Here is a 13,671-nt window from a genome sequence, read left to right on the forward strand (position 1 = left end):
GCATGAGCACGACCACGGAACTCTCCGAGACGACCCTTCTGCGGTTCGCGACCGCCGGTTCGGTCGACGACGGCAAGTCCACGCTCGTCGGCCGGCTGCTGCACGACTCCAAGTCGGTGCTCGTCGACCAGCTGGAGGCCGTCGAGCGTGCCTCCGCGAGCCGCGGCCAGGAGGCCCCCGACCTGGCGCTGCTGACGGACGGTCTGCGCGCCGAGCGCGAGCAGGGCATCACCATCGACGTGGCGTACCGCTACTTCGCCACGCCTCAGCGGCGGTTCATCCTCGCCGACACCCCCGGCCATGTGCAGTACACCCGCAACATGGTGACGGGTGCCTCCACGGCCGAGCTGACGGTGATCCTGGTCGACGCCCGCAACGGCGTGGTCGAGCAGACCCGCCGGCACGCCGCGATCGCCGCGCTGCTGCGCGTCCCGCACGTGGTCCTCGCCGTCAACAAGATGGACCTGGTCGAGTACCGGGAGTCCGTCTTCGCCGCGATCGCCGAGGAGTTCACGGCGTACGCGCTGGAGCTGGGCGTCCCGGAGATCACCGCGATCCCGATCTCGGCGCTGGCCGGCGACAACGTGGTGGAACCCTCCGCGAACATGGACTGGTACGGCGGCCCGACCTTCCTGGAGCACCTGGAGACGGTCCCGGTCACCCACGACCTGAGCCACTGCCACGCGCGGCTTCCCGTGCAGTACGTGATCCGCCCGCAGACCGCCGAGCACCCGGACTACCGGGGTTACGCGGGCCAGATCGCCGCGGGTTCGTTCCGCGTCGGCGAGGCAGTGACCGTGCTGCCGTCCGGCCGCACGTCGAAGATCTCCGGCATCGACCTGCTCGGCGAGCCGGTCGACGTCGCCTGGACCACCCAGTCGGTGACCGTCCTCCTGGAGGACGACATCGACATCTCACGCGGCGACCTGATCGTGCCGACCAAGGACGCGCCGCCCACCACGCAGGACGTCGAGGCGACCGTGTGTCATGTGGCCGACCAGCCGCTGACGGTGGGGCACCGGGTGCTGATCAAGCACGGCACCCGTACCGTCAAGGCGATCGTCAGGGACATCCCGTCCCGTCTCACGCTCGACGACCTGTCCCTGCACCCGCACCCGGGACAGCTCGTCGCCAATGACATCGGCCGGGTGAAGATCCGCACGGCACAGCCGCTTCCGGTGGACTCCTACGCGGACTCGCGCCGTACGGGCTCGTTCATCCTGATCGACCCGGCCGACGGCACCACGCTCACCGCGGGCATGGTCGGCGAGTCGTTCGCGTCGCCGGTGCCGGTCAAGGACGAGTCCGACGACGACGGTTGGGACTTCTGAAGCCATGAACTCCACCGATTTCTACTCGACGTTCGCGAAGGAGGGCGGCCGCATCGGCAGCGGCGCCCTCGGCAGCGGGCAGGGCGGAGTGGCGCGATGTGCGGGCTGACGTACGCGCACTGCCTGCGCGCCCTCTCCCCCCACCCGACGTCCCGGAAGCGACGAAGACCCTTTGCCGATTTCCCGGCCACGACCTGAAAGACCGTGACCGCCGGGCCAACGAGAGGAACCCCTCCCGTGCCTGCCAACCGCTCAATGTTCCTCCGCCGCGGCGCCGCCGTGGCCGCCGCACTCCCCCTTCTCGCCCTCGCCGCCTGCGGTTACGGTTCCGAGGCCAAGGACGACAACAGCAACGAGAAGGTCGCCGCCGGGGCGGAGAAGATCGACGGGCTCGACACCGTCAAGATCGGCTATTTCGGCAACCTGACGCACGGGACCGCGCTGGTCGGCCGTGAGCAGGGCATCTTCCAGAAGGCGCTGGGCGCCACCAAGGCGTCGTACGCGACCTTCAACGCCGGTCCTTCCGAGATCGAGGCGTTGAACGCCGGTTCCATCGACATCGGCTGGATCGGTCCCTCGCCGGCGATCAACGGTTACACGAAGTCCGACGGAAAGAGCCTGCGCATCATCAGCGGTTCGGCGTCCGGCGGGGTGAAGCTCGTCGTCAACCCGGACAAGGTCAAGTCCCTGAAGGACGTCAAGGGCAAGAAGATCGCGACCCCTCAGCTCGGAAACACGCAGGACGTGGCGTTTCTGAACTGGATCGCGGAGCAGGGCTGGAAGGTCGACGCGCAGAGCGGCAAGGGTGATGTCACCGTTGTGCGCAGTGACAACAAGGTGACTCCGGACGCCTTCAAGGCCGGTTCGATCGACGGCGCCTGGGTGCCGGAGCCGACCGCGTCCAAGCTGGTCGCCGAGGGCGGCAAGGTGCTGCTCGACGAGGCGTCGCTGTGGCCCGACAAGAAGTTCGTGATCACGAACATCATCGTGTCGCAGAAGTTCCTCACGGCGCACCCGAAGGTCGTCGAGGCCGTGCTGAAGGGCTCGGTCGAGACCAACAAGTGGATCAACGCCAACCCGGCGGAGGCCAAGGCCGCGGCGAACAAGCAGCTGGAGGCGGACTCCGGCAAGGCGCTGCCCACCAAGGTCCTGGACCCGGCGTGGACGTCGATCCAGTTCATCAACGACCCGCTGGCCTCCACCCTCAACACCGAGGCGACGCACGCGGTCAAGGCAGGCCTGCTGAAGCAGCCCGACCTCAAGGGCATCTACGACCTGACGATCCTGAACAAGGTCCTCAAGGCCGAGGGCGAGCCCGCGGTCGACGACGCTGGTCTCGGCGTCGGCTGATCGAGTCCGATGAGTTCCCAGGAGGTGACGACCATGGCCACGACCCTCGCCAAGGCCGCAGAGTCCACCGAGTCCGTGGAGTACGCGGCACGCCTTGAGCACGTCTCGAAGTCCTTCGCGGGACCGGGTGGGCAGCAGCTCGTCCTGGACGACATCACCCTCGATGTCGCTCCCGGCGAGTTCGTCACCCTCCTGGGGGCCTCGGGCTGCGGCAAGTCCACGCTGCTGAACCTGGTGGCGGGGCTCGACGAGCCCACCGCCGGGTCCATCACGACCGACGGCCGCCCGGCGCTGATGTTCCAGGAGCACGCCCTCTTCCCGTGGCTGACCGCGGGCAAGAACATCGAACTCGCCCTGAAGCTCAGGGGGGTCGCGAAGCCCGAGCGGCGCGGCAAGGCCGAGGAGCTGCTGGAACTGGTCCGGTTGAAGGGCGCGTACAGCAAGCGTGTACACGAGCTTTCCGGCGGTATGCGGCAGCGGGTGGCGATGGCCCGCGCGCTCGCGCAGGAGAGCCAACTGCTGTTGATGGACGAGCCGTTCGCGGCGCTGGACGCCATCACGCGGGATGTGCTGCACGACGAGCTGACCCGGATCTGGGAGGAGACCGGGCTGTCCGTCATGTTCGTCACGCACAACGTGCGCGAGGCGGTACGGCTCGCACAGCGTGTCGTTCTGCTGTCCTCCCGGCCCGGCCGGGTGGCGCGCGAGTGGACGGTCGACATCCCGCAGCCGCGCCGGATCGAGGACGCCCCCGTGGCGGAACTGTCCATCGAGATCACCGAAGTCCTGCGTGGGGAGATCCGCCGTCATGGCCAGCACTGAGACGAGGACGACGGTGACGAAGACGGTTTCCACCGAGCTGGCCGGGGTGGAGGCGGGCCTCGACGCGCTCGACGTGGTCGCGCCGACCGGCCGTACGCCCTTCCGGCGGACCTTCGTCGACAAGATCCTGCCGCCGATCATCGCGACCGCGCTGCTGTTGGTCGTCTGGCAGATCACCTTCAAGGTGGTCGACGACCCGACGAAGCTGGTCTCGCCGCTGGACGTCTGGCACACGCTCCGGGACGCCTGGCTCGAGGGCAAGCTGCTCGGTTACATCTGGACCAGTGTGTCGCGCGGTCTGCTCGGCTTCCTCTTCGCGCTGGCGATCGGCACCCCGCTGGGTCTGCTGGTGGCGCGGGTGAAGTTCGTGCGGGCGGCGATCGGCCCGATCCTGTCCGGTCTGCAGTCGCTGCCGTCGGTGGCGTGGGTGCCGCCGGCCGTGCTGTGGCTGGGTCTGAACAACTCCATGATGTACGCGGTGATCCTGCTCGGGGCGGTGCCCTCCATCGCGAACGGGCTGGTGTCGGGCGTCGACCAGGTGCCGCCGCTGTTCCTGCGGGCGGGCCGCACGATGGGCGCCACGGGTCTGCGGGGAACCGTTTACATCACGTTGCCGGCCGCGCTGCCGGGCTATGTGGCGGGTCTGAAGCAGGGCTGGGCGTTCTCGTGGCGCTCACTGATGGCGGCGGAGATCATCGCGTCCTTCCCGGATCTCGGCGTCGGTCTCGGTCAGCTGCTGGAGAACGGCCGCAACGCCAGTGACATGTCGATGGTGTTCGAGGCGATCCTGCTCATCCTGTTCGTCGGCATCGCCATCGACCTGCTGATCTTCAGCCCGCTGGAGCGGTGGGTGCTGCGCAGCCGCGGTCTGCTGGTGAAGGGCTGAGCCGAAGTCCCATGCACAGGAAACCGTTTCCCCCCGCGCTGGTGGTGATCGCCCACGGCAGCCGCGATCCGCGGCATGCCAAGGCCGTCCATGCCCTGGTGCGGCGGGTACGGTCGCTGCGGCCGGGGCTGCGGGCGGAGACCGGTTTCCTGGACTTCACCCTCCCGTCCGTGCACGGGGTGCTGGAGTCGCTTGCGGCGCAGGGCGTGCGGGACGTCGTGGCGCTGCCGCTGCTGCTGACCCGCGCGTTCCATGCCAAGGCGGACATCCCGGCGGTCCTGCGCGAGGCGCCGGCGCAGCTGCGCATCAGGCAGGCCGAGGTCCTCGGTCCCTCGCCGCTGCTGCTCGCCGCCCTGGAACGGCGGTTGTACGAGGCGGGGTTGACGCCCGCCGACAAGTCCTCGACCGGGGTCGTACTGGCCTCGGCGGGGTCCACGGACCCGGAGGCGATCGCAGTGATCGCAGAAATCGCGCGGGAGTGGCGGCGCACCGGTTGGTGTGCCGTGCGGCCTGCGTTCGCCTCCGCGTCTCTCCCGCGCACCGAGGACGCGGTCCGCGAACTGCGGGCACTGGGCTGCTCGCGGGTCGCCGTCGCACCGTACGTCCTGGCCCCCGGCTTTCTGCCGGACCGCATCGCGCGCGGCGCGGCGGAGGCGGACGTCCTGGCCGAGGTGCTGGGCCCGGCGCCGGAGGTGGCGCGGGTGCTGCTGGAGCGGTACGACGCGGCACGGACGCCGGCGCTGACGGCCGTCGGCGCCTGACCGGCGGCGGAACGCCGTCAGCAACGCGGGCCCCCGCCGGCCCTCCCTGCAGCAGAGGTTCCGATCAGGGGCATGCCGCCGTTCCGGTATCACCCGGCCGTGCGGCGGCGTCCGTCTCGTCGACCAGTCGGATCAGCTCCCCCACCGGCAGTGACCCCGGTGCCCGGCGTTCCCGTGCGAACCTGTTCGCAAGCCGTTGCAGCAACTCGTTCAACGGGGTCGGCACGCCGTGCAGGCGGCCGAGAAGCGCGATCTCGCCGTTGAGGTGGTCGGCCTTGATGCTGCCGGCGCCGCGGCTGAGGGACTGCCAGGACGAGCCGCCGCCGCGCGGGGCGCCGTCGAGCGGGACGAGGGTGACCTTGTCTCCGCGTACCGCCTGCTGTTCCTCGGCGCCCGCGTACGCGATCCCGGCGGCGTGCAGCACGGCCTCGCCCTCGGCCCGCACGCGTTCGAACAGGGCCAGGGCCTCGGGGTCGCCGATCGGGCCGCTCACCGCTTCCAGGGCGTTGCCGAGGTTGGACAGCAGTTTCGCGTACTGCCAGCGGGAGACGTCCGCTACGACCGGCGCCTCGAAGCGCGCCTTCTCCAGGTCGGCGGCGATACGGCGGGCCGTGTCGTCGGTGCCGTGCGGATACCGGCCGAGGTGGAGGATGCCGGTGAGCGGGGTGTCGGCGGCGGAGACGACGCCGGGTTCGACATGAGTGGCAGGCAGCCAGACGCAGACGCCGTAGACGTGCCGGAAGCGCCGGAGGGCCAGGCGCGGGCTCTCCACGCCGTTCTGCGCACAGACCAGCGGCAGCCGCTCGGCGGCCGTGCCGCCGCCCGCCGAACGTGCCCCCGACCGCCCCTGCTCCGATGATGATTTGACGCCCTCGCCTGCGTGCACGCAGACGATTCCGGTCCGCACCTCCCCCAACTCTCGGCTTCGCTCGAGCCGGGGGGACCCCCATCGCGGTGCCACCGTGGGTTCCTGCTTCACAGGCCCTTGCCCGCTCCCTGCGGGAGCTGGTCTTACATGGGCCTCCACAAGCGTTACTTTCCACCCGTCCGGCGGTAGGTCGGACAACTCCGTTGTCCGACAAGGCGTTCCTAGCCCTGGTGCCGCGCCCCTCCGGGCCGCTATGGCGAGGATGCCCTACACCTCCACCCTGAAGGGTGGAGCACTGGGCAAGCGTTCGGTAGCGCATGGGACGAGCCTCGCACAGTCGTGCGCGGGGTCAGGCTCGGGTCATCTCCACCAGTTTGACAACGGTGTTCCAGTTCCGGGTCGTGGCGATGAGCCCCTTGGTGAGGCGGGGCCTGGACAGTTGCTCGGCGAGCTTGGAGCGGCCGAGACCGTCGGGGGCGTACAGGTACAGGACGCGGTCGCCGAGGCGGAACTCCTCGGGGAGATGGGCGTCGCGGTCGATGCCGGCGTAGCGCTCCTCGTCGACGGGGGCGGAGAAGTAGGTGACGTGAAGCTGCTTGGCCTCGAGTTCGGCGGCCGGGAACGGACAGGCGTCGACAACCGCTTTCAGGAACGTGTGGTCGCGCACGACGACGTCGACACCGAACCCGAAGTGTTTCTCGATGGCTGCCGTGATCTCGGCGGCGAGGCTTTCCTCGTTTCCGTGGGCGCTGGAGAAGACGGCCTGGCCGCTCTGGAGGTAGGTGCGCACATCGCCGAGGTCGAGGCCCTCCAGCAGGGTGCGCAGTTCGGCCATCGGGACCTTCTTGCTGCCGCCCACGTTGATGCCGCGCAGCAGGGCCGCGTACGTCGTCGTCATCCGCACACGATAAACGGCCGTGGCGCCCCATGGGGGTGGGCGCCTTCGCCGTCGGCCGGGACCCTGATCAGCAGCCCCGAGATCTCCGGATAGATGTAGGGGGCCACTGTCCTCCCCAGCGGTGAGACGGCGGGGTCCGACGGGAGGAGTCGGGGGACCTGCAGGTCACCGGGCAGTACGACGAGAAGGCCTTATCCAGCCCATACCTTCGAATCAAAAGGTGGCGGCAGGGGGCTGTCACCGCATCACAAGGGGGCAGGCCCGTCATGGGGAACGGAGACACACGGGTGCGGGGCATCGCCGCGCGGGCCGGCGGCTGGAGCGCCCGGCACCGATGGGCCGCCGTCGGGATCTGGGTACTGTTCGTCGTCCTGGCCATGGGGATCGGCTCGGCGGCGGGCACGGTCAAGGTCAAGGACAGTGACCAGTTGTCGGGCGAGACCCACACGGCCGCCCGGATCATCGAGGACGCCGGGATCGAGGAGCCGGCCAGTGAGACCGTCCTCATCCAGTCGAAGGACGGTTCCGTCAAGGCCACGGACGCCGAGTTCAAGGCGGCCGTCGCCGCAGTCGTCAAGGCCGTCGACGGGACGGGCGCGGTCACCGACGTGACCTCGCCGTACGACTCGCACACGATCTCCAAGGACGGCCGCAGTGCGCTCGTCCAGTTCGACATGCGGGGCGACTCCGACACCGCGGGCGACCGGGTCGAGCCGGTGCTCAAGGCCGTCGAGGGTGTCGGGAAGGAGCACTCCTCGCTGCGGATCGAGGAGATCGGCGGCGCCAGCATGATGAAGACCTTCAACGACGCGTTCGGCGACGACTTCCAGCAGGCCGAGTACTCCGCCGTGCCGGTGGCGCTGGGCATCCTGCTGATCGCCTTCGGCGCGCTGGTGGCGGCGCTGCTGCCGGTGGCGCTCGCGATGACCGCGATCATGGCGACGATGGGTCTGATGAGCATCGTCAGCCACATCCAGCCGATGGACGACCAGGCGAGCTCCGTGATGCTGCTGGTCGGTCTGGCCGTGGGCGTCGACTACTGCCTGTTCTACCTGCGCCGGGAGCGCGAGGAGCGGGCCGCGGGACGTGATCCGGAAACCGCTCTCAGGATCGCCGCGGCGACCAGCGGCCGGGCTGTGATCGTCTCCGGTGTCACAGTGTGCGTGGCCATGGCGGGCATGATGTTCACCGGGCTCGCCACGTTCCAGGCGATGGGTCTGGCCTCTTTGATGGTGGTCGCCGTCGCCATGGTCGGTTCGGTGACCGTTCTCCCGGCGTTGCTGTCGCTGCTCGGCGAGCGGGTGGAGAAGGGGCGCATTCCGTTTCTGCACCCGGACAAGCGCCGCAAGAAGGCGGGTGGCCGGCGGGCCGCGGAGGGCAGCCGGTTCTGGAGCGCCGTCCTCAAGGTCGTCCTCGCCAAGCCGGCCGTCTCGCTGGTCGTCGCGGCCGGTGCGTTGCTCGCGATCGCCGCTCCGGCAGTGGGCATGAAGACGCAGAACCTGACGCTGGACCAGGAGTTCGGCGACTCGCTGCCCATCGTGCAGACCTACAACCGGGTCAACGACGCCTTCCCGGGCGGTTCCGAGCCCGCCGAAGTGATCGTCAAGGCGGCCGACATCAACGCCGCCGAGGTGAAGACCGCGCTGGAACAGTTCAAGGAGCAGGCGGTCAGCTCGGGCGCCTCCCGGGGCCCCGTCGAGATCAAGCTGCACGACGCGCAGAACGTCGCCTACGTGTACGTTCCGCTGGTCGGCGGCTCCGACCTGGACAAGGCGGGTGCCAGCCTGGACAAGTTGCGCGACGAGGTGCGGCCCGCGACGCTCGGCAAGGTCGAGGGCCTGCAGGCGCCGATCACCGGACAGGTGGCGGGTTCGCAGGACTTCAACGACCAGTTGGGCGGAGCCGTCGCCCCCGTCTTCGCGTTCGTCGTGGTCTTCGCCTTCCTGCTGATGCTGCTGTCGTTCAGGTCGCTGACGATCGCGGTCACCTCGATCGCGCTCAACCTGCTGTCGGTGGGCGCGGCGTACGGCATCCTCGTGGCCGTCTTCCAGCACGGCTGGGGCGCGTCGCTGGTGGGCGCGGAGGGCGTCGGCGCCATCATCACCTGGCTGCCGCTCTTCCTCTTCGTGATCCTGTTCGGCCTGTCGATGGACTACCACGTGTTCGTCGTCTCGCGGATCCGCGAGGCGCGGATGCGGGGCCGTACGACGAACGAGGCCATCGAGCACGGTGTCGTGACCACGGCGGGTGTGGTGACCAGTGCCGCCGTCATCATGGTGGCCGTGTTCGCGATCTTCGGGACGCTGTCCATGCAGTCCATGAAGCAGATGGGTGTCGGTCTGGCGGCCGCGGTCCTGATCGACGCGACGATCATTCGGGGTGTGCTGCTCCCGGCCGTCATGGCACTGCTCGGCGAGCGCAACTGGTACCTGCCGAAGTGGCTGCATCGGATGCCCGACCTCACGCACGACGAGTCGCCGGAGACGCTCACGCCGGTGGCCCGGGACGACGAGGGCGAGCCGCTGAGGGTCTGACGGTCAGAGAACCAACCCGCTTGATCGATCGCCAGCGGCAGCCGAACCGCCTGGAACCGAGGGCCCGTTGACTATTGGGGTAGTCGACGGGCCCTCATTTTCCATTCTCAGCCGGGCAGTTCGGCCTCGATGAGGTCCGCCGCCCGACAGGTGCCGCCCTCGTCGGCCATCTCCGCCCGGATCCCCTGGAGCCGGACGGTGACCTCCGGGTCGTCGACGAGGGCGAGGGCGGCCTCCCGCAGGGTCTCGGCCGTCGCGTCCGAGGTGGCGATGTGCCGGGCCACCCCGAGCCCCTGCAGCACGTCCGCGTTGCCGAACTGGTCGACGGCCTGCGGTACGGCGATCATCGGTGTGGCCGTGGCGAGCCCCTCCTGACTGCCGCCGGCGCCGGCGTGCGTGACGAACAGGTCGGCCTGCCTCAGCACCGCCAACTGCGGTACCCAGGACCGTACTTCGACGTTGTCGGGTACGACGCCCAGCGCGGCGGGGTCGACGTGCCGGCCGATCTGGAGCACGAGGTGCCAGCCGGGCAGTCCGCCGAAGGCCCGCACGCACTCCCGGTAGAAGTCCGGCCGGTCGGTGAAGGTCGAGCCCAGCGAGACGAGTACGACCTTCTCCGCGCCGGCGGGCCGGGGCCAGTCGCCCTCGGACACGCGGTCGCCCTGGCAGGCGCCGACGAACGTGTACACGCTTTCGTCGACCCGATCGGCGTGCGGCTGCAACGCTCGGGGGATCAGCACGAGGGAGCGGGCGGGGTGGCCGGCGAAGTCGTCGGGGTGCTCGGTGATCCCGTTCTCCTCCAGCCAGGCGTGGAAACGGGCGTAGTAAGCCTTTCCGCGCTCTGTCTTCCTCGGCTCGGCCCACAGCGGTTCGGCGACCTCCTTCTCATAGCCCTTCCAGGCGACGAGGTTGGGCGAGAGGGAGATCGCCGGGACGTCCCAGCGGCGGGCGAGGACGCGGGCCGGGTAGGAGGTGATGTCGTACAGGACGAGGTCCGGCTCGTCCCCGTCGTAGGTCTCGATCAGCTGGGGCAGTGCCTGGATCGCGTCGGCGAGGAAGGGTTCCACGTTGTCCAGGAGGGTGTCTCCCCAGGCGGAGGGGTCGTCGTCGGGTGAGGGCAGGGTCGAGTGCCACGGCTTGACCTCGGCACCGGTTCCGGCGACCTTGTCGGCGAGGACGGGCGGGATCGCGTACGTCACCCGGTGCCCACGCGCGACGAGTTCGCGGATCACCTCGAGGCTCGGGTTCACGTGACCGTGGGCGGCGATGGAGAACATGGCGATATGGGCGGGGCGACTGGTCATGTCGACGACCGTAGGCGAGACGATACGTCTCGTGCAATTCAATTGAGCGGGTCGGCGACCTGCCCGGTCGAGAGGCCGGGGCAAGGGGCGCGGTTCACAGGCCGGGGCAACCCGCGCCGGATCCCTCGACGCTGTGGCCGGCCGCGGTCGTCACGGTCACGGTCACCGTCTTGATCTCGGGGCCGACGGTGCGGCGGGCGTCGACGGCCGTGCAGATCAGCTGTGCCGCGGCGAGTTCGGTCAACTCGTCGGTGACGGAGGTCAGTTGGATCGCCACTTTGTCCTCACGCGTGGTCACCCGCACGGAGGCCGACTCCGCGCCCTCGGTGGCGGGGGCCACGGACGGATCCGTGGTGGGTACTCCGGGCTGCTCGGTGGCAGGGGCAGCATTCAGGAAGCCCGACCAGGAGTACATCTGTGGCAGCAGCGTGGTCAGGCTCTTCGCCCGTTCCACGTCCGTCGGTCCCGAAAGGAGCGCCTCCACGGCCGACTCGACGTCGACCTGTCCGGCGACCTTGCGGGGGACGGCGACCAGGGCGCCGTCGGCGACGAGGTAGACCCGTACCGTCGGCACGATCCCGTGGGCGGGTCCGCCCGCCTCCACCACGCCGGTCGAGGGAATGCCGCAGGAGACCAGCGTGCACAGGCCCGGGACGCACAGGAGCACGGCTCGGGACACCACTCGGGACGCAGCTCGGCGTACGGCTCTCACGGTCGCGCCTCCTCGGTCGACTCGTCCCGCCGCAGCGGGAGTTCCACGATGAAGACGGCGCCGCCCTCCGGCCGGTTCGCCGCCCGGACGGTGCCGCCGTGCATCCGGACGTTCTCCTCGGTGATCGCCAGTCCCAGGCCGCTGCCCTCGGTCCGGGAGCGTGCGGCGTCCGACTTGTAGAAGCGTTCGAAGACATACGGCAGCACGCTGTCGGGGATGCCGGGCCCGCTGTCCGCCACCTCGATGACTGCCCGCCGCCCGCCCCCGGGCACCTCGTCCCCGGACAGGCGCAACCGGACCGGCCGGGCGCCGTGCCGCAGGGCGTTGCCGACCAGGTTGGCGACGACGACGTCGAGGCGGCGCGGGTCGACGCGTCCGCGCAGCGCGTCCGGCGCCGGCAGCACGGCGTCCACCGTGTCGGTCCAGCCGCGGGAGGCGAGGGTGCGCCGGAGGGATTCGGCGAGGTCGATCTCGTCCAGGTGCAGGACCGCCGCGCCCGCGTCGAAGCGGGAGATCTCCATCAGGTCGTCGACCAGTCGGGCCAGTTTCACGGTCTCCTCGCTGATCAGCCGGACCGCGGTGGCGGTGTCCGGGTCGAGGCGGACGGCGTCCTCGTCGAGGACGTCGGTGACGGCCGACATGGCGGCCAGCGGAGTGCGCAACTCGTGCGAGACGTCGGCGGCGAAACGACGGGCCCGGGCTTCCATGCCGCGCAGTTCGGCCACCGACTCCTCCAGGGCGGCGGCCGTCTCGTTGAACGTGTACGACAGTTCGGCGAGTTCGTCGGAGCCGTCGACGGCGAGCCGGGTGTCCAGCCGGCCCTCGGCGATGCTGCGGGTGGCGTGCCGCAGCGCGCGCACCGGCCGCAGCACCCCGCGGGCAGCGAGCAGCGCGAGCAGGACGGCGAGGACCAGCGCGGGGACGGCGGCCCGCTCCACGGCGGTGACCAGGGCGTCGACGTAGGCCTTTTCGGTGGTCTGCGGCACCGTCAGGAACACCTTCACGCCGGAGAGGGGAGCTGCGCCCGAGGGGTCGGCGTGGGCGAAGGCGACCGACATGCCGACGAGGAGCGCCGTGTGGTCCGCGCGGTTGACGCGCTGGAAGACGGTGGCCGAGCTGGAGTTCACGGCCTCCCGCACGGCGGGCGTCAGCTCCTCGAACGGGTCGTCGGGCACGGAGGTGGCCTGAAGGCCACGGTAGGCGACCAGCACCCGCCAGGAACCCGACTGTTCGGCGCCGGCCACGTCGGCCGCGAACCGACGCAGTTCGGCCTTGTCGGGCGGGAAGGCGAGGTCGGGGGCGAGCCGGGTCACCTGGGTGCGCAGCAGTTTGATCACGGTGTCCTGGCTCTGCTGGAGCACGCCGGTGCGCGCCTCCCTGAAGGTGAGCGCGCCGGTGGTGGTGGCGCTGACGGCGGCCACGAGCGCGAACGCCACCACCAACCGCACCCGCAGGCCGCGCAGTCGGTGGGTGCGGAAACGTGTTCCCAGGGCTCTCACCGGGCGGCGAACCGGTAGCCGAAACCGCGTACGGTCTGGATGTGCCGGGGCTCGCGCGGGGGTTCGCCCAGCTTGGCGCGCAGTCGCTTCACGCAGGCGTCCACCAGCCGCGCGTCGCCGTGGTAGCTGTGTTGCCAGACGGCTTCCAGGAGCTGCTGCCTGCTGAACACCTGGCCGGGCGAGGCGGACAGGGTCAGCAACAGCCGCAGTTCGGAGGGGGCGAGGGCGACCGGCGTCCCCTGCCAGGTGACCGACAGTCCGGCGCGGTCGATGGCGAGGTCGCCGTAGGTGTCGATCTTCGGGATGCCGGCCTCGGCGGGTGCGCCGCCGCCCGCCCGGCGCAGGACGGCGCGGATACGGGCCTGGAGCACCTGGGCCCGCACGGGCTTGACCACATAGTCGTCGGCCCCCGCCTCCAGACCGACAACGATGTCCTCGTCGTCGCCCCGCGCGGTCGCCATGATGATCGGCAGCGTCTGGTCCAGGTCGCGCATCCGCCGGCACACGTCCAGGCCGGTCATGCCGGGCAGCATCAGGTCCAGCACCACGACGTCCGGCCGGAAGGAGCGCAGCCGGTTCAGGCCGTCCTCCCCGGTCTCGGCGGCGGCGACCTCGTGGCCCTGACGGCGCAGCGCGAGGCCGACGCCGTTCCGCACGGCGCGGTCGTCCTCGATCAGCAGTACTCGTGGCATGAGCACAGTATCGA

10 protein-coding genes and 2 pseudogenes are annotated in these 13,671 nt (G+C 70.2%); 6 read left to right on the forward strand and 6 right to left on the reverse strand.

Translation table 11 applies throughout. From position 1 onward, the window contains the following. Positions 1–2: 2 nt before the first annotated feature. The 5 genes and pseudogenes from B5557_RS10325 to B5557_RS10350 all read left to right on the forward strand — a co-directional run bounded on the left by B5557_RS10325 (position 3) and on the right by B5557_RS10350 (position 5,150). Positions 3–1,331, forward strand: a complete 1,329-nt coding sequence (locus B5557_RS10325; RefSeq protein ID WP_079658837.1) for a sulfate adenylyltransferase subunit 1 — start codon at positions 3–5, stop codon at positions 1,329–1,331. Between the two features lie 237 nt (positions 1,332–1,568). Continuing rightward, positions 1,569–2,681 carry an aliphatic sulfonate ABC transporter substrate-binding protein gene (locus tag B5557_RS10335; protein ID WP_079658839.1) on the forward strand — a complete coding sequence of 371 codons (1,113 nt, stop codon included), beginning with the start codon at positions 1,569–1,571 and terminating at the stop codon, positions 2,679–2,681. Positions 2,682–2,870: 189 nt separating this feature from the next. Continuing rightward, positions 2,871–3,503: pseudogene (locus B5557_RS10340) on the forward strand (ABC transporter ATP-binding protein); the annotation flags it as partial. Beyond that, entirely contained in the window at positions 3,490–4,389 is a 900-nt protein-coding gene (locus B5557_RS10345; protein ID WP_079658840.1) for an ABC transporter permease, read from the forward strand. The pseudogene B5557_RS10340 and the gene B5557_RS10345, both read left to right, overlap by 14 nt. Positions 4,390–4,400: 11 nt before the next feature. After that, on the forward strand, positions 4,401–5,150 hold the full coding sequence (locus B5557_RS10350; protein WP_079658841.1) for a sirohydrochlorin chelatase: 750 nt from the start codon (positions 4,401–4,403) through the stop codon (positions 5,148–5,150). 64 nt (positions 5,151–5,214) lie between these two features. On the opposite strand, the gene B5557_RS10355 is transcribed toward B5557_RS10350, so the two are convergent. Continuing rightward, positions 5,215–6,036, reverse strand: a complete 822-nt coding sequence (locus B5557_RS10355; RefSeq protein WP_231976427.1) for a ketopantoate reductase family protein — start codon at positions 6,034–6,036, stop codon at positions 5,215–5,217. A gap of 331 nt (positions 6,037–6,367) precedes the next feature. Then, complete coding sequence (locus B5557_RS10360) at positions 6,368–6,916, reverse strand: DUF1697 domain-containing protein (RefSeq protein ID WP_079658843.1); 549 nt, start codon at positions 6,914–6,916, stop codon at positions 6,368–6,370. 266 nt (positions 6,917–7,182) lie between these two features. On the opposite strand from B5557_RS10360, the gene B5557_RS10365 reads away from it, so the two are divergent. Continuing rightward, positions 7,183–9,450 carry an MMPL family transporter gene (locus B5557_RS10365; protein ID WP_079658844.1) on the forward strand — a complete coding sequence of 756 codons (2,268 nt, stop codon included), beginning with the start codon at positions 7,183–7,185 and terminating at the stop codon, positions 9,448–9,450. 107 nt (positions 9,451–9,557) lie between these two features. Here B5557_RS10365 and mgt read toward each other — a convergent pair. From mgt to B5557_RS10385, 4 genes and pseudogenes are all read right to left on the reverse strand, one after another. Next, positions 9,558–10,797, reverse strand: a pseudogene (gene mgt / locus B5557_RS10370) (macrolide-inactivating glycosyltransferase). A gap of 51 nt (positions 10,798–10,848) precedes the next feature. Next, positions 10,849–11,466 (reverse strand): hypothetical protein, encoded by a 618-nt coding sequence (locus B5557_RS10375; RefSeq protein ID WP_143688163.1) that lies wholly within the window; start codon positions 11,464–11,466, stop codon positions 10,849–10,851. Continuing rightward, positions 11,463–12,965 carry a sensor histidine kinase gene (locus tag B5557_RS10380; protein WP_231976325.1) on the reverse strand — a complete coding sequence of 501 codons (1,503 nt, stop codon included), beginning with the start codon at positions 12,963–12,965 and terminating at the stop codon, positions 11,463–11,465. Before B5557_RS10380 ends, B5557_RS10375 begins: the two co-directional genes overlap by 4 nt. Continuing rightward, entirely contained in the window at positions 12,962–13,657 is a 696-nt protein-coding gene (locus B5557_RS10385; RefSeq protein ID WP_079658848.1) for a response regulator transcription factor, read from the reverse strand. Before B5557_RS10385 ends, B5557_RS10380 begins: the two co-directional genes overlap by 4 nt. Positions 13,658–13,671: the final 14 nt, after the last annotated feature.

The sequence above is a fragment of the Streptomyces sp. 3214.6 genome (assembly GCF_900129855.1).
Lineage (GTDB): Bacteria > Actinomycetota > Actinomycetes > Streptomycetales > Streptomycetaceae > Streptomyces > Streptomyces soliscabiei.